The sequence below is a fragment of the Rhizobium sp. NFR07 genome (assembly GCF_900111905.1).
In the GTDB taxonomy this organism is placed as follows: Bacteria; Pseudomonadota; Alphaproteobacteria; order Rhizobiales; family Rhizobiaceae; genus Neorhizobium.
This window is the reverse complement of record NZ_FOKM01000018.1, coordinates 33,825-51,807: the sequence shown is the minus strand read 5'-3', so window position 1 is coordinate 51,807 and position 17,983 is coordinate 33,825. Positions and strand designations below refer to the sequence as shown.

Annotated in this window: 22 protein-coding genes and 1 pseudogene; 5 read left to right on the top strand and 18 right to left on the bottom strand. The window is 60.2% G+C overall.

Annotated elements, in window-relative coordinates:
- Nucleotides 1-426: 426 nt before the first annotated feature.
- Nucleotides 427-1,566, bottom strand: a complete 1,140-nt coding sequence (locus BM216_RS28095) for an RHE_PE00001 family protein (protein WP_093002861.1) — start codon at nucleotides 1,564-1,566, stop codon at nucleotides 427-429.
- A gap of 519 nt (nucleotides 1,567-2,085) precedes the next feature.
- On the opposite strand from BM216_RS28095, the gene BM216_RS28090 reads away from it, so the two are divergent.
- Nucleotides 2,086-3,003 (top strand): recombinase family protein, encoded by a 918-nt coding sequence (locus BM216_RS28090; RefSeq protein ID WP_093002859.1) that lies wholly within the window; start codon nucleotides 2,086-2,088, stop codon nucleotides 3,001-3,003.
- On the opposite strand, the gene BM216_RS28085 is transcribed toward BM216_RS28090, so the two are convergent.
- From BM216_RS28085 to BM216_RS28030, 12 genes are all read right to left on the bottom strand, one after another.
- Nucleotides 2,963-4,063: a TniQ family protein gene (locus BM216_RS28085; protein ID WP_093002857.1), complete on the bottom strand. Its 1,101-nt coding sequence runs from the start codon at nucleotides 4,061-4,063 to the stop codon at nucleotides 2,963-2,965. The two genes, BM216_RS28090 and BM216_RS28085, sit on opposite strands and share 41 nt — an antisense overlap.
- Complete coding sequence (locus BM216_RS28080; protein WP_210217076.1) at nucleotides 4,060-4,977, bottom strand: TniB family NTP-binding protein; 918 nt, start codon at nucleotides 4,975-4,977, stop codon at nucleotides 4,060-4,062. Before BM216_RS28080 ends, BM216_RS28085 begins: the two co-directional genes overlap by 4 nt.
- Nucleotides 4,974-6,590 carry a Mu transposase C-terminal domain-containing protein gene (locus BM216_RS28075; RefSeq protein WP_244530365.1) on the bottom strand — a complete coding sequence of 539 codons (1,617 nt, stop codon included), beginning with the start codon at nucleotides 6,588-6,590 and terminating at the stop codon, nucleotides 4,974-4,976. The genes BM216_RS28080 and BM216_RS28075 overlap by 4 nt, the downstream gene beginning before the upstream one ends.
- Before the next feature lie 61 nt (nucleotides 6,591-6,651).
- The gene (locus BM216_RS28070) at nucleotides 6,652-6,957 is read right to left on the bottom strand and encodes a CrcB family protein (RefSeq protein WP_093002851.1); all 306 of its coding nucleotides are present in this window, start codon (nucleotides 6,955-6,957) and stop codon (nucleotides 6,652-6,654) included.
- A 135-nt stretch (nucleotides 6,958-7,092) separates the two neighbouring features.
- Complete coding sequence (locus BM216_RS28065) at nucleotides 7,093-7,836, bottom strand: sulfite exporter TauE/SafE family protein (protein ID WP_093002849.1); 744 nt, start codon at nucleotides 7,834-7,836, stop codon at nucleotides 7,093-7,095.
- A 4-nt stretch (nucleotides 7,837-7,840) separates the two neighbouring features.
- Entirely contained in the window at nucleotides 7,841-9,037 is a 1,197-nt protein-coding gene (gene arsK, locus BM216_RS28060; protein ID WP_093002847.1) for an arsenite efflux MFS transporter ArsK, read from the bottom strand.
- Nucleotides 9,034-9,759 carry an arsenical resistance protein ArsH gene (gene arsH, locus BM216_RS28055; protein WP_177230949.1) on the bottom strand — a complete coding sequence of 242 codons (726 nt, stop codon included), beginning with the start codon at nucleotides 9,757-9,759 and terminating at the stop codon, nucleotides 9,034-9,036. The genes arsK and arsH overlap by 4 nt, the downstream gene beginning before the upstream one ends.
- Complete coding sequence (arsC, locus tag BM216_RS28050; protein WP_093002843.1) at nucleotides 9,734-10,156, bottom strand: arsenate reductase (glutaredoxin); 423 nt, start codon at nucleotides 10,154-10,156, stop codon at nucleotides 9,734-9,736. The genes arsH and arsC overlap by 26 nt, the downstream gene beginning before the upstream one ends.
- 4 nt (nucleotides 10,157-10,160) lie before the next feature.
- Nucleotides 10,161-11,201 carry an ACR3 family arsenite efflux transporter gene (arsB, locus tag BM216_RS28045; protein WP_093002841.1) on the bottom strand — a complete coding sequence of 347 codons (1,041 nt, stop codon included), beginning with the start codon at nucleotides 11,199-11,201 and terminating at the stop codon, nucleotides 10,161-10,163.
- A gap of 4 nt (nucleotides 11,202-11,205) precedes the next feature.
- A complete protein-coding gene (gene arsN2 / locus BM216_RS28040; RefSeq protein WP_093002839.1) occupies nucleotides 11,206-11,649 on the bottom strand; it encodes an arsenic resistance N-acetyltransferase ArsN2 in 444 nt (147 codons plus the stop codon).
- Nucleotides 11,646-12,176 (bottom strand): arsenate reductase ArsC, encoded by a 531-nt coding sequence (locus tag BM216_RS28035; protein WP_093002837.1) that lies wholly within the window; start codon nucleotides 12,174-12,176, stop codon nucleotides 11,646-11,648. The genes arsN2 and BM216_RS28035 overlap by 4 nt, the downstream gene beginning before the upstream one ends.
- Entirely contained in the window at nucleotides 12,173-12,529 is a 357-nt protein-coding gene (locus BM216_RS28030) for an ArsR/SmtB family transcription factor (protein WP_022557058.1), read from the bottom strand. The genes BM216_RS28035 and BM216_RS28030 overlap by 4 nt, the downstream gene beginning before the upstream one ends.
- Before the next feature lie 41 nt (nucleotides 12,530-12,570).
- Between BM216_RS28030 and BM216_RS28025 the strand changes: the two genes are divergently transcribed.
- Nucleotides 12,571-13,092, top strand: a complete 522-nt coding sequence (locus BM216_RS28025; RefSeq protein WP_093002835.1) for a DUF6428 family protein — start codon at nucleotides 12,571-12,573, stop codon at nucleotides 13,090-13,092.
- Between the two features lie 193 nt (nucleotides 13,093-13,285).
- Here the strand turns inward: BM216_RS28025 and BM216_RS28020 are convergent.
- Together BM216_RS28020 and BM216_RS28015 are read right to left on the bottom strand one after the other, a co-directional pair.
- A pseudogene (locus BM216_RS28020) lies at nucleotides 13,286-13,663 on the bottom strand (plasmid maintenance toxin (PemK-like)); the annotation flags it as partial.
- 16 nt (nucleotides 13,664-13,679) lie between these two features.
- Entirely contained in the window at nucleotides 13,680-13,958 is a 279-nt protein-coding gene (locus BM216_RS28015; protein WP_093002833.1) for a type II toxin-antitoxin system Phd/YefM family antitoxin, read from the bottom strand.
- Between the two features lie 234 nt (nucleotides 13,959-14,192).
- Here BM216_RS28015 and BM216_RS28010 point away from each other — a divergent pair, with 234 nt between their 5' ends.
- The 3 genes from BM216_RS28010 to BM216_RS34265 all read left to right on the top strand — a co-directional run bounded on the left by BM216_RS28010 (nucleotide 14,193) and on the right by BM216_RS34265 (nucleotide 16,548).
- Nucleotides 14,193-14,834: an outer membrane protein gene (locus BM216_RS28010; protein ID WP_093002831.1), complete on the top strand. Its 642-nt coding sequence runs from the start codon at nucleotides 14,193-14,195 to the stop codon at nucleotides 14,832-14,834.
- A 238-nt stretch (nucleotides 14,835-15,072) separates the two neighbouring features.
- Nucleotides 15,073-16,218: a site-specific integrase gene (locus tag BM216_RS28005; protein ID WP_093002829.1), complete on the top strand. Its 1,146-nt coding sequence runs from the start codon at nucleotides 15,073-15,075 to the stop codon at nucleotides 16,216-16,218.
- A 156-nt stretch (nucleotides 16,219-16,374) separates the two neighbouring features.
- A complete protein-coding gene (locus BM216_RS34265; protein WP_177230948.1) occupies nucleotides 16,375-16,548 on the top strand; it encodes a hypothetical protein in 174 nt (57 codons plus the stop codon).
- A 115-nt stretch (nucleotides 16,549-16,663) separates the two neighbouring features.
- Here the strand turns inward: BM216_RS34265 and BM216_RS28000 are convergent, their stop codons facing one another.
- The 3 genes from BM216_RS28000 to BM216_RS34815 all read right to left on the bottom strand — a co-directional run bounded on the left by BM216_RS28000 (nucleotide 16,664) and on the right by BM216_RS34815 (nucleotide 17,899).
- Nucleotides 16,664-16,909, bottom strand: coding sequence for a hypothetical protein (locus tag BM216_RS28000; RefSeq protein WP_093002827.1), 246 nt, complete (start codon nucleotides 16,907-16,909; stop codon nucleotides 16,664-16,666).
- Nucleotides 16,910-16,980: 71 nt separating this feature from the next.
- Nucleotides 16,981-17,547, bottom strand: a complete 567-nt coding sequence (locus tag BM216_RS27995; RefSeq protein ID WP_093002825.1) for a type II toxin-antitoxin system VapC family toxin — start codon at nucleotides 17,545-17,547, stop codon at nucleotides 16,981-16,983.
- 1 nt (nucleotide 17,548) lies between these two features.
- On the bottom strand, nucleotides 17,549-17,899 hold the full coding sequence (locus tag BM216_RS34815) for a hypothetical protein (RefSeq protein ID WP_244530364.1): 351 nt from the start codon (nucleotides 17,897-17,899) through the stop codon (nucleotides 17,549-17,551).
- Nucleotides 17,900-17,983 lie beyond the last annotated feature (84 nt).

Here is a 17,983-nt window from a genome sequence, read left to right as displayed (position 1 = left end):
TTTCGATGGAGCTCATTGTAAGAATATCTATAGGAGCCTACCTGAACACTGGCTTTGCCCAGGATGTTTACGCACAAAGTGTCAAGTTCTCAGATGGACCACGCTTTTCCCGAAAAATCCCGCGGCACGGAGCCCCGGTTGGGCAGGTGGGTATCACTCGCATCATGATCATTCTGGCGACAAATACCTCTGGAGCGGGAGGCCTACCTCGTTCACGCCGAGATTCGAACCGACCGTCATCTGTGAGCAATGCAACTCTGCGGATGCAGCCGCTAAGCGAAAACTAAAGCTTCCCTCGGAGTTTTCATTCTCCCCATTGGAGATCAAGCAATTCGTGACCGCATACCCACACGGAAAACACTTGATCGATTATCGCGTAGCGCTGTCAATCTACGCTGGCCTGAGCGGCTTCCCGTGAAGATACGTCTAGATGACACCCCATGCCCGAAACCTCCCCCTCCCCGTCATCTCGCGCAAGCCGAGCTCCGACACGATCCGCCGCGCCGCCTGCGGCGTCACCTCCAGCGCTTTCGCCACCATCCCGGCCGATACCAATGGCTTTGCCATCACCAGCTCGACCAGCTCCGGCAGCTTTGAAGACGTCCGGCGTCCGTCCAGCTTTCGCTCGAACATCGTGCGCGCCAACGCGAGCCGGTCGTGCTCTTTCAGACCGAGCTCGGCAGCCGCCAAAAAACCGTGGGCGATGGCGAGCAGCCGGGTCTCGCGGTCTCGATGCCTGCGCCGATCGACAGGAATGGTTTTCAGGCCGAGATTGATGGCGGCGAGATGCGCGCCGGTGGTGATGCCGGCTTCCCGTAGGATCGACGCGGCCAACAGCCGGCCAAGCCAGGGCGCGTGCTGAAGGACGGAAAGCTCGTTCCAGGCATCGAGGGCGATGATGGCCTGCAGCATAGCCGGCAGGTTTTCGGCCTGGCGCAGCACGCCGCGCCATTCGTCCAGCCGCGCATCCTCGTCCCAGTCGAGATCATAGACCAGTGGGTCTCTATCCGCGGCGCCACTCCGGCCGGGCCGAGTTGCGTTCTCGATCGCGGCCTCCGATCGGGCGAGCACCGCATCGATGGCGGCATAGTCGACGCCGGGAAGATTTTCGACGTCGTCGGCGTCATGCCCCTCCCCTTCCGGATCGATTGTGACCGCATGCCGGATGCCACCGATCGTCTGCGCCCCTTCTGTGTCAGCCGTCGTGATCTCCGCGGTTTTCCGCAACGAGCGGATGCCGTCGGCAGAGAGCGCCCAATCCGGGGATTGGCCGGCGATCCGCCGACGAGTGCGCAGCACGTCCCGGGCGATGGTCAGCTCGTGGGTTGGTGTGCGAATATCGCGGGTAGCGTCGTGGAGGACGAGGTCTTCGAGATGGACGAGTTCGCCGTCGATCCATAGCGAGGCGCAGGCGTCGGTGAATTGGGATCGTTCGATCCATCCCTGCCCGAACGGCGAGCGGGCGATGCGCTCATCGAGACGCGTCAATTCGATACCGGCGTCGAAAGCCGGCCGCATCAGGGCTGTCATGCTGATTTTTGTGAGATCGTAAGCCATTGATTTTATGGTAAACGATTTCCTAAAGGAACTCTATCTGAATATTGCGGTTCCTCACATGGTATGATCGTAGGTTGGGGCGCTACCATCGATAACAAGCGTTTATCGATGGTAGTTGATCTGGAGTCGCAAATCAGCGATGTCGGCCGTCCTGATTCGGCGGATTTCCCACATTTCCGGCGATTTCGGGCGTTTTTCGCCCCGGTTCGGCGGACGGCGCGCTGCGAGGCAGCGTTCCCTTCCATCCGGCCGAAGCAAGCGCCACCACGCTTCACGACGGATTTCGGGCGCCCTTCTCTATTTCTTGGATGATCATCGAATCTGATGCCGCGTGGAGCCTTATTTTCCGGCATTTCCGCCTCAGAGCGCCGATGGCGCGCGATCGCCGCACTGGATGGCCTGAGATGCGCACCGGATCGGAAAACGCGCTGTACGGACTCTAATTTAGCACGTAAAACACGCTTGCAAAGGAACCATTATCTGTGCGTTCCTTATCTGAACAAGCGCGGCGGAATCGAGGAAAAATCTATGGCAAAATCTGCGAAGAAAATCGCCCCTGCTTTGCCCCGTCGGCTTATCGGCTATGCACGCATTTCTACCGACGACCAGATCCACGATGCGCAGATCGACGAACTCCGGGCCGCCGGCTGTGACCGTATTCACCAGGAGCATGGTTCTGGCGCGTCTCGTGCCCGGCCGGTTCTCGCCAGGGTGCTGAAGGAGCTGTCTGCCGGCGACGTCCTGGTCGTCGTGCGGCTGGACCGGCTGGCACGTTCGGTCAGTCATCTGCTCGATGTTATCGAGAACCTCGAGGAACGAGGCGTCCATTTCCGATCGCTGCGCGATCCGATCGACACTTCGACGCCACAGGGCATGTTCTCACTCCAGGTACTTGGTGCTGTTGCCCAGCTCGAGCGAGCACTGATTGCCGAGCGCACGAAGTCGGGGATGAGGGCGGCCAAGGCACGTGGTCGCCTAGCAGGCAATCCAGGTCTTCGCGAGCGGCGACCAGAAGCGATCCGTGCTGCCGCAGCCGCCAAGAACCGGGTCTACCTCGACGAACTAATTACGTCTGCCCAAACCTGGCTTCCGACGGTAAAGCAGCTTCGGCCGCAGCATAGCTGGGACAACGTTGTGCGGATCCTCAATCGGAAGGGCCACGACTGGACTGTCGAGCGCCTGCGCCGCGCCGTCCATCGCTTGGTGAGAGAGAAGCTCGCGGACTCCGAATTGTTGGCCCGCTCTCCCCGCAGACCAGTAGACGATCGCCATATGAAGCTCGTGGCGGCGATCGCGATCGCAGATCCCTCTTTGACGCTGCGGGATATCGCAGGTCAGTTGGATCAGATGGGAGAGCGTCCGGTTCGCGGCGGCCGGAAATGGCAGCCCTCATCCGTCAAGGCTCTTATGGATGAGGCGTTTCGGTTTGGGCTTCTGAGGAACTGAGCAGCTCGCGTGCTAACCGCGAGATCGCTTTTGAGCGGTTCCGCGGCGCCAGCGTCGAGAGCTTGTTCCACCGCGGATCTTTGATCGCCGTGATAGCCAGTCGTAGATAGTCGGCGTCTGATCGACGTGGCGGTTGCTTTTCCCGCCGTTCCGCCTTTGGACACTCGGGTGGGATCCGATCGGGATCGTTCCTGCCCCCAAATCTCGTGAACGCCCAGATCAGCCATTGGTCAGGAGGACCGAGATCGGATCGCGCATTGCCAATGTCCAGCATCTGCGCGATCGTCAGAAGAGTGGAACACCGCCAAGTCACGGACAAAGCGGTCATTGGCGCATCTTCGGTCACTGGTATGGAAGTTCGACCGAAAGGGCACTCTACACCGAACAAGTCGATTTCAGGCCGCAGGGTGTTCGGAGAGGCAGTCCAAAGAAAGCGGATCGCTTCTTTGAACCTAGCGAGTGTCGTTTGCCCCCTCCCCTCCTCGGCGTCATTGATCGCCTTCATCGTTGCGATCAGCAATTCGGCATGGCGTCGCTCGGAAGGCGCCGGCGGTGCGCGGGAAACGGCAGCCAAACAGCCGGAGCAGATTAGTTCGGCCAAGCCATCCCGATATTCAAATCGGAAACTGCGACCTGCGAAGCATGCTGGGCAAAAATAACGCAAACGCAGTCGGTGGATGGTGCACGCGACTGTCTCGGCGCGCGACCAAGTTCGGCGGAGATACTGATCACGATCATTTCGCCGATCGTCCTCAAGGCAAGCCGGGCAGATGCCGCACGATTGGGAACGAAGCACGTAGCCTAGGGGTGCAGCATGGCGGCAGAGTGCAAGCTTTTCGACGATGTCGCTGCGGACTCTGCAGGCACGGGCCCATCGTCGTAGATTTTCGAAGGCAGGATTGAAATCGCGGTCCTCGGACACTGAGCCGTCGAGGTGCAGCCAGGTATCGATGTCATCAGTCCCCAGAGAATAGCGAGCTGCGACCCTGCCCTGCCAGGACGAGATCAGCTCATCCTCAAAGGGCCGCGGTGCCAGAGGGAGGAGCTGAATGGGCTTCACCGCGCAATCCGTCTTTGCAGCTGCCGCTCGGAATACCGTGTCATCGAGATCAGCGGCAAAACTAACTCACCGGCATTGAAGCTCTCGAGCGTGATGCGTTCACTGCCGCTTCGGATCGCCTCGACTGCGGCGGTCTCGATCAGACGGAAGATCCGGACGGTCACGCCATCGGTCAGCTCAAGTACACGTTGACGGACCGCGGCCGTCCCGATGTCAGATGGCTCACGGAGCGGCAAAATGCCGGCCAGGCTCGATAGAAGTTGGGCCAGATATTTGTCGTTGGACCAACGTTTCAGGTGGAAGGCCTCGAACCGTTCGGCAAGTTGCTGGTCGGTGAGTAGGGCCTGCCGGGCGAGATCGGTCCCCGCACAGATCAGCGGCACCTTTAGATCGTTTGCCAGAAACCGGATGACATTGAGGAATATCCGCTGCTGTCGGAAAGTGCCGGTCAGGACAGCATGGATCTCGTCGATGATCAACATGCGTACGCCCATGTCCCTCATCAGGCTCCGGCAGACAGCTTTCAAGCGCCAGGCCGCTTCGTATTGCGGCCCTGGCGCTCCAAGCGCGCTCAGCAACTCACCGTAGACATCGCGCTCGACAGGTTCGGCCGGCATCTGCATGGCAACGACAGGCATGCTCGTAATGCCAGTGCCGCGGTCGAACCGAGGCGGGTGATCCCGCAGGAACTTCCGAATGATCTTTGTCTTACCGATCCCGGTATCGCCGTAAAGGAGAAGGCATGGCATCCGATCACGCGCAGGATAGGACAGAAGATCCTCCAGCCGCCTCATCACCGAGGTTGCCTGCGACGTCTCGAACCATCGATCAGCTCGCAGCCAGGCAATCCGTTCGTCAGTGTCGAGAGCGGCGTACTGGCGATAAGCGGGCTGCAGGTGCTCATAAGCGGTCATGACCATTCCTCCACGGACAATGGCGGCAGATCGTCGAAGACTTCCGGGGTCGGCTCGTACTCGGGGAGCGTGATGCGATCGCGCCCTGCCGACAATGCCCGCTCATTCCGCTCGGCAGTCCGGCGAACGGTTCGGGTTTTCTCCACGGCGTCCGCCAGAAGGCGGCGCTGCTCGGCGATCGTCGAAAAGATGAGATCTTCGTTGACGGCCTGGACGCCCCTCGCCCGCAACGCAGCCATAGCCAGGCGGTGCTCGCCCAGCGTGATGCGAGGGCGCCGAAGATCGGCGAAATGCACAGTCTCGACGAAGTTTTCTGCCCCTTCGACCTGAACACGCGATAGGTCACGGGGATCATATCTGACGCGCACCCTTTGGCCTCTGCCAGCCCATGGGCTCAAAACGTCGTCCCAATACCGAAGCCCAAACAGATGGATGCCGTCTCTGCGGACGAACCGTTCTTCAAACGGCAGGAAGTCCTTCAGAAATTGCTCTGGATCGTGGGGAAGCCTTAGCGGATACGGTCGATCCACGAGGCTGTCATCCCAGGCCAGCCTTGGCGGCACGCCCAAGCCTCTGTGGATTTCGGCATGATAGCGGCCCGTGATTTCGAAGGTGATCCAGTTCTCAAGCTCATCAAGGGTCATTGCGGCGTGCTTTTCCGGGTCGTAGGCGCCGCGGTCCGCAACGTTGCTTGATGTCGAGCCCGGCAGCATGTGAACCGCGCCCATCATGGTCCCGATCAACCGCTCGATATGGGCACCGTAATGCGGACGTTGGACAGGCCGGTGAACGAGGGAAATCCCGTGTTCAGCGGCTCCTCGAACCAGGGCCTTGCCATGAAACTCCCGCCCGTTGTCGAGGTGGATAATGTCTGGCAGGCCATGGGCTGGCCATTCAGCCGCAATACCTTTTTCCTCGAGCCATGGTTCTTTCGGCAAGACCAACTGTTGGACCACCAGGGCAACGGAAGTCGATGAAGGGCTCTCCAAGCTAAGATAGAACCCCGCTACCATGCGGCTCGCGACATCGATAGCCAGCGTCAGCCACGGTCTTTGCAACGGGCGACGGTGGACAGTGTCAACGATGAACAGGTCCACCAAGGTGTGGTCGATCTGCACGATCTGAAACGCGTAGTCTGACTTGTATTCCTGGACGACGGGCGCAAACCTTTGTCGCGCGGCCTTTGCCCCTTCCCTGTCGCGATAAACCGCCTTCTGGTCCGCCTGCTGGACGCGTAATGCGACTGCCTTCCAAGAGGGAGCGCGAACGCCAGCCTGGTGACACAGCTGGCGAACCCGATGGTGAAGTGCCTGGACTGTCGGCCGCTCCCGGCTCCGGTAGGTGTCGCGGATCGCAGCCTCGATGATGCCCTCGACTTCAGCAGACAGACGGCGGCCGCCTCTTGTCTGCCCCGGCACCTCATCGAGAAGCGAGCTGGTCACCGGCGCTGCGCGATATTGGGCGATAAGTTCATAGAGGCGCGACCTCTTCAGACCAAGCTGTCTACCAACCCTCGCAAATTGACTTGCTGGAATTCGTTTGGCGACAGTCAAAGGCCGGATGAGCGCCTCGCGCGCAACCGCCTTCGTCCAGGCTGCCTCCGGTGCGATCATCTTATCAGGCTTATTCCCCATCGAAGGTCTCTTCGTTCCTTCACGGTGCGAGTAGAGCTTGTCAGTAATTACCTCGACAACAAGAATGGCGGTAGATCGTTACAAACCGACGACAGCAGTTTCGGTGATGAACATGTGCTGCGAACTTAGGAGCATCATCCTGCGCCTCGATCGCCAGTTGGGCGATCCGTTGTGTGCCGCCATTCAGACACGTAGCGATCAGGTGGCCGACTGCCACCGCAGCGACGCACAGAGCGACAGGCAAGCCGATGTTGAGAAGCGAACTGGACATGGCCCCTCTCATCAGTTCAAGCGTTTGCAGGCTGAACGACGAGAAGGTGGTGTAGCCGCCGCAGAGGCCGCTCATGACAAACAGGCGCCAGTTGTCAGATACGGGAAGCTTAGCGACGCCAGCGTCGTTGATGGGAGCTCACAACCGGGCGTATTCGCGAGTACAAGGGCGCCAATGATACCCGAAAGCACAGATCCCATCCTCGTTCAGTTATACGACAACGCTTCCGATCATTCGCAGCGCCCCTGCTATGAGAAGGAAGGCCAAAATTTTGCGCAGCGTTTCGGATTTGAAATAGAACGCTCCCAACCACGAGCCAATATAGCCTCCGACACCCACACACAGCAGCCAAAGTGGAAGCTCCGCAGGCAAGGCGGGCATGGTCACCCATGCGCCAGCTAACGCCGCACCCGAATTGAGAAGGTTGAATACCGCCGAAATTGCCGCGACCTGACGCGGCCCTGCCCACCCCAGCGCCAGCACCAAGGGCGCCAGGAAGATGCCGCCGCCTACCCCGGTCACCCCTGATACAATGCCCAATACCCCGCCCGCCACGAGCGAAGGCAAAAAGGGCGGACCTTTGGGGTGGGCTTCGCCACCACGGCTAGACACCGTGCGCAGCATCTGCACCCCCGCAATGAGCAACAGGAACCCGACCACTGGCTGATACACCGCCGCAGGCAGGTGCAACGCGCCGCCGAGCAACGAGAACGGCAGGCCAAGGATTGCGAAGGGGTAACACGTGCGCCAGGTGACCAGACCCGCCCGGTAGAAGCGAACGCAGCCGATGGCCGACACGAGAATATTGAGAGCGAGGGCTGAAGGCTTGATAACGGCGGGCGTAAAACCGGCCAGCCCCATTAGTGCGACATAGCCCGTGCCCCCCGCCTGACCGACGGAGGAATAGAGCAGAGCGACGATCGCCAGCGAGAGGGCAAAGAGGATATGCAGCACGCGATCAGCCTACCATGCCCTGGCGGCGAAAGCTCGCAAGGAAGACGAACAAGGCCAGGGCCAGCAGGCCGAGGCCGACGATCACCGCAAGGGACAGCGAGAACCCCAGCCATTCCATTGCCAATGCCATGACGAAGGGGGCTGAAGCCGAAACGATCAGTCGGGCGGCCATCATTTTCCCCTGCAGCTTGCCGTAACGTTCGCTGCCGAACAGCGCCAGCGGCAGGGTGCCGCTGACAATGCTGAGCAGGCCGTTGCCCATGCCGAACACCACGGCGAAAATCATGGCTCCAGGTATCGAGGGCGCGGTCAATTCTAGGACCAGTGCGGCGGCAGGGATCAATGCCGCTGAAATCATAGCGAGATGGAGCGCGTCAAGGTGCTTTGCGAACAGCATGTTGATCAGCCGGCTGGCGACCTGAGAAGGGCCGAACAGCGTGCCCACAAGCGCGGCGGTGGCGCCGAGCCCGAGGCCCGCGAGCAACGGCACCATGTGGACCAGCACCGATGCGCTAGCTAGGTATTGCACCGCAAAGGCCGTGGTCATGAGAGCAAACCCGGTGCGGCGGCGTGACGGCGCAAAGGATCCTGCCACGGGAACGGCATAATGGCCGGCAGCTTGCCGGCGGCTGTGTGCTAGGCCGCGCGAAAGCCAGGCATGGATTGGCAGGCACAATAGCAGATTGAGGCCAGCGAATATTAGGTAGACGTCCTGCCAGGACAGCTGGGCGTGCAGCGCGGTGGTGATCGGCCAGAATATCGTCGAGGCGAACCCTGCGATCAGGGTGAGATAAGTGATGCTGCGTTGCGCCATCGCCGGCCGCAGCTGGACGAGGAGTGCGAACGCTGCCCCGTACTGAACGAGGTTGGCGGCGACCTCAACGGCGATCAGTGCCGCGACATATGCAGTCTTTCCCGGCGCGTAGGCGCAGGCAATCAGGGCCACCGCAGCCGCGGCCGAACCGATGGTCATCACCCGCCCTGCCCCAATGCGGTCAATCATCGTGCCAAGCCAGGGAGCGGTTAACCCGCCGATCAGCAGGGCGGCCGAAAGGGCGCCGAAGATCCATTCCTGAGACCGGGACAGGCTTTCAGCCATGTCCGGCGCCAGGATGCTGAAACTGTAGTAAAGGGTGCCGTAACCGATGTTCTGGGTGACACCAAGGGCGAGGATTGCGCCGACTGGCAAGCGCTGGATCATATGGATTTGAGGCTCACGCGCTGCTCCAGTTTCTCGGCTTCCTCCTTCCGCTCGCTGTAGCGATCGGTGAGGTAGGCAGAGGCGTCACGGGTCAGCAGCGTGAACTTGACCAACTCCTCACAGACGTCGACGACGCGATCATAATAGGACGACGGCTTCATGCGGCCATCAGCGTCGAACTCCTGGAAAGCCTTGGCGACCGACGACTGGTTCGGGATGGTGATCATCCGCATCCAGCGGCCGAGCACACGAAGCTGGTTGACCGCGTTGAACGACTGCGAACCTCCGGACACCTGCATGACTGCCAGCGTTTTCCCCTGCGTTGGCCGCACCGACCCTACCGAGAGCGGGATCCAGTCGATCTGCGCCTTCATGATACCGGTCATGGATCCGTGGCGTTCCGGACTGATCCAGACCTGGCCTTCCGACCAGGCCGACAGCTCACGCAGCTCCTGCACCTTCGGATGACTCACCGGCTCCGCATCGGGAAGCGGCAGGCCAGAGGGATCGAAAATCCGCACCTCGCAGCCAAAATGTTCGAGCAGGCGCGCGACTTCGTGCGCCAGGAGGCGGCTGTAGGAGACAGGGCGCAGCGAGCCGTAGAGGATCAAAATTCTTGGTTTGTGGGTGGAAAATGGCGGACGCAGCGCCTGCAGATCGGGAAGCTGCAGGTGCTCAAGGGATGCGGCAGGTAAATCAGACAATGCGCTTTCCTTCCGCATCGAGGACCCGTTCGCCGTCTTCCTTGGTGAAGGCGCCCTTGTGGGTGTCGGGAAGGATATCCAGGACCACTTCCGAGGGCCGCGACAGGCGCGTGCCGATGGGCGTGATCACGAACGGCCGGTTGATCAGGATCGGGTCCTTGAGCATGGCGTCGAGCAGCTGATCGTCAGTCAGGGTAGGGTTATCGAGGCCCAGCTCCGCATAAGGCGTGCCCTTTTCACGGATGGCGCCGCGCACCGTCAGGCCGGCATCAGCGATCATCTGCACCAGCTGTGCTCGCGTCGGTGGGGTTTTCAAGTATTCGATCACCGTGGGCTCGATGCCGGCGTTACGGATCATTTCCAGCGTGTTGCGTGACGTTCCGCAGGCGGGGTTGTGATAGATTGTGACGTCCATGGTTTCAGGCCCTTTTGATGGTGGAAGCGGAGGAGCGGACGGCGGCGCCACGCTCGTACCAGCCCTTGCTGCGGTTGACGATCCAGACCACTGACAGCATCACGGGCACTTCGATCAGCACGCCTACGACGGTTGCCAGCGCCGCTCCGGAATTGAAGCCGAACAGGCTGATCGCGGCTGCCACCGCCAGTTCGAAGAAGTTGGATGCGCCGATCAGGGCGGAAGGTCCGGCAACGCAATGTTCCTCACCGCTCACGCGGTTGAGTATGTAGGCCAGGCCGGAATTGAAATAGACTTGGATGAGGATCGGCACGGCCAGCAGGGCGATCACGCCCGGCTGCGCGAGGATCTGTTCGCCTTGAAAGCCGAACAGTAGCACCAGGGTCGCCAGTAGAGCGACCAGGGATACCGGCTGCAGCCTGGCACCTAGGCGGTTTACGTCGGTCAGCCGACGCAGGATCTGCGCTGCGATCACCGGCAGCACGATGTAGAGCACGACCGACAGGATCAGAGTATCCCATGGGACTGTGATGGCCGAGAGGCCGAGCAGCAGGCCGACGATCGGGGCGAAGGCCACCACCATGATCGTGTCGTTCAGCGCGACCTGGCTCAGCGTGAAATGCGGCTCGCCTTTGGTCAGGTTCGACCAGACGAACACCATGGCGGTGCAGGGCGCGGCCGCAAGTATGATCAGGCCGGCAATATAGGAATCGATCTGGCCTGCCGGCAGGTAGGGCCGGAACAGATAGCCGATGAACAGCCAGCCAAGCAGCGCCATCGAAAACGGCTTTACTGCCCAGTTGATGAACAGGGTGACGCCGATCCCTCGCCAATGGCGGCCGACCTGCCCGAGAGACGCGAAATCGATCTTGAGCAGCATTGGGATGATCATCAGCCAGATCAGCACTGCCACTGGCAGGTTGACCTTCGCGACTTCGGCCGCGCCGATCGTCTGAAAGGCCCCGGGCATAAGGTGGCCTAGGGTCACTCCGACGACGATGCAGGCGAAGACCCACACCGTCAGATAGCGTTCAAACGTGGACATGATTTTACCCTCGGATAGTCTTGGCCAATAGGCCGGCCGAGGCCGGGCAGAGGCTTGCCGCCTGGCGTGTTTGCAAGATTGCGGCCGGCGCGGTCGCGCGATCGACCTTCACGAAGCCTAAATACTCAAAGAATGCAGTGGCCGTTTCTGTCAGCAGGTAAACGGTGCGGGCACCATCGCGCGCTGCCTGGTCAAGCATCTGGCGTGAGATAGCTTCGCCATAACCACGCCCGCGCTTGTCGGAAAGGACGACCACGGAGCGCAATAGCGCGCAGTCGCCATAGGGTTCCAATCCGCCAAAGCCAACGATCTGGCCCTGGTCCGTAAAGCGGAAGAAGGTGCGCCCACCTTGCTCCAGATCGTCGATCGGAAGCCCCGCCGCCTGCAGTGCTGCCTGGAGGTCCTGATCGCGCCCGCTGGCCGGCTGCTGATCCAAAACGTAGCTCACGCGACGTCGCCCTTGCGGCTGGTGCTGCCTTCCATCGTCCCGATCGTGCGGAGTTGAGTTTCCAGCGCCAGCTTGTCGATCGACGCGAGCGGCAGGTTCACAAACGCGGTGATGCGGTTCTTGAGGTAGCGGGCGGCTTGGGAGAAGGCCTGGCCCTTTTCAACCAGCGAGCCTTCGACGGCTGCCGGATCTTCAACGCCCCAGTGGGCAGTCATCGGGTGGCCGATCCAGACCGGGCAGGCTTCGCCAGCGGCATTGTCGCAGACCGTGAAGATGAAATCCATTTGCGGCGCGCCAGGCTCCGCGAAGACATCCCAGCTTTTTGAGCTGAACCCCGTTGCCTCGTATCCGAGGCCGCGCAGCGTATCCAGAGCAAGCGGATGGACCTCGCCCTTGGGCTGGCTGCCAGCGGAGAACGCGCGGAATCGGCCCTTGCCTTCCCCATTCAAAATGGACTCGGCGAGGATCGAACGGGCCGAATTGCCGGTGCAGAGAAACAGGACGTTATAAACGCGATCAGCGGTCATTGCAGGTTCTCCTTTGCGGTTGGCGCGCAGCAGGCGGCGACCTCGGTGGCCGGTGCGCATATCTCCGGGTGCCCGGCGCAGCAGTCTTCCATCAGGAAGCGAACCAGCGCGCCCAGCCCATCGTAATTGGCGGTGTAGATAATCGAACGGGATTCCCGCTGCTGGTTGATCAGCCCGGCGCGTTCCAACTCCTTCAGATGAAACGACACGTTGGAGGGCGAGACCTCGGCCTTTTCGGCGATAGCACCGGCAGCCATTCCGTCCGGACCGGCCACCACCAGCATGCGGACGATATGGAGCCTTGTTTCCTGCGACAGTGCCGCAAATGACATCAGGGCTTGACGTTCTTCCATATTTCTACAATCCTTGAATTATTGAAACAGGAGTAGCCGAAATGAACGCACCCGACAAGCTCTTTCTCGAAACGGATATCAGCCTTGGCCACCTGCTCGACACGATCGACGGCGTCCGGGATCTGCCGTTGATCTTCTCCTACGACGGCCGCCCGGTGAAAGGTGGCTATCACGTGACCGAGGTGAAGGCGGGACAGTTCGCAGCACTCGACTGTGGCGCTGAGCACGAGGAATGGTCCGAAATCTTCGTACAGCTGTGGGACATCGACGAGGACGAACGCACGCATATGCCGGCTCGAAAGTTCGCGGCAATCATCCGCAAGGTGTCAGAGCATTTGCGGCTGGATGGATCAGCAAAGCTGACTTTTGAAGTTAGTGACGGCGTCCGGCCGATGCAGCTTTACTGTGCAGCGACCCCTGCCGTGCATAGCGGCGCAGTGCATGTCGACCTGGTACCGCGGCCGGCGAGCTGCAAGCCGCGCGATCGCTGGCTCGCGGAAGAAAACCAGAAGGCCTCAGCTTGCTGTGATCCAAAACAACAGGCAGGCTCGTGCTGCTCCTGAGTCCGCCCAATTAGGGTGAGTCCGGCGAATTGGGTGAATGCCTTGTTCTTTGGAATCAGCGAGATAGAATCCGCTCGATAAGGACGGCCGACAATCGAGAATCGATCCGACGCACGGCGCCGGCGCCGCTTAAAACGGCCTTTGAGGATCGAGGAATGGTGCCAAAACAATTATTCGCTGCGTGGCGTCGCCCGTGCCGCTGGGCTTTTGCCAGCGCGACAAACCGCCGCTTGACCTCGGCAAACAGCGCCGGCGGCAATGCCCCAAAATAGCCGGTATCGCTGTCGACCGGCCGCATGTCCGGGCCTGGCCAGACAAACCGGCTGCTCTCGGTCAAAACAATCCACGAGCGCTCGTCGTTAAGCCCCAGGCGGCGTTTGGTCGCCGGCGGGATTTCGATCGCATCGTCCGGATTGTTGGGCAGGCCATGGGTGATCGGCAAGACGCGCACCGTCGGCGTGCCGTCGTCGAGCTGAGCAACAATCGCCAAAACCAGCGCCGGGCGATCCTTGTCACCCTCCTCGCGACCTTCGACGAACTGCCAGTGCCAGAGATACGATTAACGAAACACCTAGCCAACTTTTGGCTCAGTCGGCAGCATGCTTGCCCGTCAGCAGTTCGGCATTGAGATGATCAAGCGACCCGCCCATCTCCGAAGCCTCGATCGCGGCGAGATCGTCGTCGCCAAGCGCCGACGTCAGTTCGACGCGCCGGTCGCGCTTTGTCAGTCGCAGATAATCCTCATAGGCGATTAGCACTGTGTGCGGTCGACCGCTCTTAGTGACGATCACCGGACCGTGGACAGCGGCATCCTGGTAGGCGCCGAATTTTTTAGAGACTGCGGCGGCCGTTACTGTGGAGGCCATATCAAAACTCCTTTCTGCGGAGGTTTCGCAATGTCGCACTGGAAGCGGTCGTCCTGTCGCTGAGAACGCTGGTGGACTTAGAATGTCAGCGCAGCAGGCAAAAAGTCGCTCAGTAATTCGAATTGTACGGTAGATGACAAAGCGGGTATCGATTGAACAGTTGCTAAAAAACTACAGCCTTTCCAAGCTTTTCGACATACATAGCCTGCACTTGTTTAAGGATAAGGGCTGAACATGATCAAGATTATTGCTATCGCTGCGCTTGCACTCGCGGCTTCCACCGCCGCCTACGCAGCTGACGCTGTTGACCAGATTCCGGATGCGCCGGTAGCTGTCGAAACCCAAGTGTTTTCTTGGGAAGGCGCTTATGCTGGTATTTCTGCCGGCTACGGTTGGGGCAACGGCGATTTTAGCGCCGGCGGCGTCAGCTTCGATGAAGATTTCGATGGCGCAATCGTTGGTGGTTTCGTCGGCTACAACTGGCAGCTGAGCAGCGGTTTCGTTGTCGGTCTGGAAGGCGACGTCGACTACAACTTCAACGAAGAAGATAATCTGCTCGGCGCCGACGGTGTCGACGGTGGCACCAAGTGGGCTGGCTCGGTTCGCGGCCGCGTTGGCTACGCATTTGACCGTGCGCTCGTTTATGCTGCTGGCGGCTGGACCGCAACGCGCGCCTATCTCGACACCCCGACCGGTAATGGTGATGAGACGTTCCACGGCTGGACCATTGGCGCGGGTGTAGATTACGCAGTAACGGACAACGTCTTCCTGCGTGGCGAATACCGCTACAACGACTTCGGCGATAAGGATTTCGACGGTGTCAACGTCGACATCGACCAGCACGTGGTGAAGGCTGGTATCGCGGTAAAGTTCTAATACCGGCGAGAAAGTTCAGAAGAGGGCCTCCATGTGAGGCCCTTTTTTTTGTTTCCGGTGAACTCCAGGGGATGCGCGCCTAGGCCGTCTTTGCGTAGATCGTGACATCGACTTTGCTTCTCATGACCGCACCCGAGAAGACGCTGGACGACACGGTCGCCTTCTACGAAAATGCCCACGATTGAACTTTGCCGGATCGTCGTGGCACGCGATAGCGGAAGTGACTTCGTCAAGGAAGATGATGATGGCAAAAAAACTGACCGGGGTCGAGGCCCGCGCCCATGAACTCGATACGATCGCTGCGGTGCTGCCGATGGAGCGCCGCGACGAACTCGCGGAGCTGTTGACCGATCAGGACATCGACACGCTGCGCCATCTGGTTAACGAGGGCATGGGCGAAAACACGCTTCGAGCCCTCACCTCCGATCTCGCCTACCTGCAAGCCTGGTCGCTGGCGGCGACGACAAAATCACTGCCCTGGCCAGCGCCCGAGGCGCTACTGCTGAAATTCGTCGCGCATCACCTGTGGGATCCGGCAAAACGTGAAAACGATCCGGAGCATGGGATGCCCTCAGCTGTGGAGCAAAAACTCCGTAGCCAAGGGTTTTTGAAGGTGGCCGGCCCGCATGCGCCCGACACGGTGCGCCGCCGGCTGGCCACCTGGTCGACGCTGACGAAATGGCGAGGACTGTCCGGCGCCTTCCCCTCACCTGCCCTCAAGTCGGCCATTCGCCTTGCCGTCCGTGCCACGCCGCGCCCTCGAAAACGCAAAAGCGCCAAGGCGGTGACCGGCGACGTGCTGGCCAGAATGCTGGCGACCTGTGCGAGCGGCAGCCTGCGTGATCTGCGCGACCGGGCGATCCTGATGGTGGCGTTTGCCTCGGGTGGCCGCCGGCGCAGCGAGATTGCCGGGTTGCGCCGGGAGCAACTGACGGTCGAACCGCCGATCGCCGTCGAAGATGGCCCTCCCCTCCCCTCGTTGGCCATTCATCTCGGACGGACCAAAACATCCGGTGCCGATCATGACGAGGTCGTCTATCTCACCGGCCGGCCGGTCGAGGCGCTGAATGCCTGGATGGACGCCGCCCGGATCGACAAAGGCTCCGTGTTTCGAAAGGTTGACCGCTGGGGCAATGTGTCCAAGCGCGTGCTCGATCCAAAGTCGGTCAACGATATCGTCAAGCAGCGGGCGGCGCTGGCCGGGTTGGATCCGGAGGAGTTTTCGGCGCATGGGCTGCGATCCGGGTATCTGACCGAGGCCGCCAATCGCGGCATCCCCCTGCCCGAGGCAATGGAGCAATCTCGTCATCGCTCGGTGCAACAGGCGTCGAGCTATTACAACAACGCGACGCGAAGGAGCGGCCGGGCGGCGCGTTTGCTGTAGAGGTTACCTTCGACCAAAAAGCTCCATCACCGGGCACATCGGCGGAGTATAGCATTTGTCTCCTCGCACAAGGCGCTTTCCCATTGTCCCCATCAAATTCCCGCCGAGGTTACTATCCAGCAAAAGCACCCACCATCACGGTCGAAGGAAGGCCCGATGAACCCGAGCCAGGAAATGCTTTCGAAGGCCACAACGGCGGAAGACAAAGTCCAGTCGATCATGGGTGAAGCGCTGGGCTGTCTGCAATCGGGTTTCAACGGTCAGATCGTCATTGGATTTGGAGTTCATGCGAACTCATCATCTCGCCACCAAGACCTAAACACTGCGTGATCGCATCACGGCCGCAATGGAAATCATACGCCAAACCGACTGGCCAGCGGATGAGGAGTTACGAGCGGTCGACGCGTGAGGGTGAGGTTGGAGGGCAGCTTCAAATTCTAATGTGCTAGGTGCTTCTCGCCCATTCCAGTAGGTCCAGCCAGCGCTTCGTGTAGCCTTCGACAATCCGAGGATTCATATCCGCCGACAGCATTCGGTCAGAAAGTGCATCGAGGTCGAACGAATTGAGCTCGGTTTCAGCTGAATAGTGCCGAAACGTGTACCGGAACATCTCCTCCCAGCTTTTTCGAACGCCGACTGACTCGTCCTGCAGTTCCAAGCGATAGCGATCAGCCAACTCTCCAAGCGTCATCGTCTCTCTCGCCCTTATCGGCCAGCTGATCGTCGCCAATCCGCGTTCAAGCCCTTTACCCGGCCACTGCGTTAGACGGCTCGGTAGAACAGCACCCGACCGGCCGGTATTAACTGGAGCAGATAGTCAAAGTCGCTTACATTTGCGGTTAGAACCGTGAGACCCAGCTTTTGCGCTTGAAGAAACAGCGCGCAGTCGTGCAAGGCTCTCAGCCGCGCATCTCGCTGATAGCCCTGCAATCGACATAGCATGCCGGAAAGCAATGCTGCTCGGCCCATAACGTCGATGTCGGGAACGAAAATGCGGTGACTCTGCATCCCCTCGATCATCCGCCTTATTTGTTCAATCGCCGTTCCTGTGCTCGGATGGCTGGGATCCAGCACACCAACGGTATGCATCAGCTCCTGGACGGCGACACTCGAATGATTGCTCAAACGAATGTCCAAAATGTCCGCGACGCGATCAGGAGCGCGGCCCTGAAGGCCGTCGATGTAGACGCATGTGTCGAGGAGAAGCTCCTGGCCCGCAGTAGCCCTGTCCCCGAGAAACGGCAAGTCCTCATCCGGTTTGCGCGCCAGTGTCCGGCCGGGATCGAAACGCGCCCAACGGATCGACGCGGCGAAGTCAAAATCCGGCACGTTAGAACCCGAGTTTCAGGTCCGGATCGACAGTCCCGCGCGTTTCACGGAAGGTTCTACCGAAGTCATCATCGAGCGCGACGGTCGCCAGAGCAAATTCGATCAAGTCAGTGTCGGTCATGATTCCAGTATGGTTCTTGGCTTGCTCAAGAAGTGCCGGGCTGATGCGCCCGCCAATCCGCTTGCTCTTCTCGCCAAGCAGTCCGGAATGGGCCGCCGCTTCCATCACGGCGTGGAAGCGGCTTTTACTCACGTCGCGTGGGGCATTTGTCGATTTCCCAGCTACGGACTGACCGTCTGTCTGTCTCGGCATGTCACACGACTCCGTTAGACATTTTTCGATATTGTCCAACATACTGTTCCAGGTCGTCAAACGCAAGTCTGCGGGGCCCTTAAGGCAACATGTGCATCAAAAGGCATGAGAATGGACAACGCG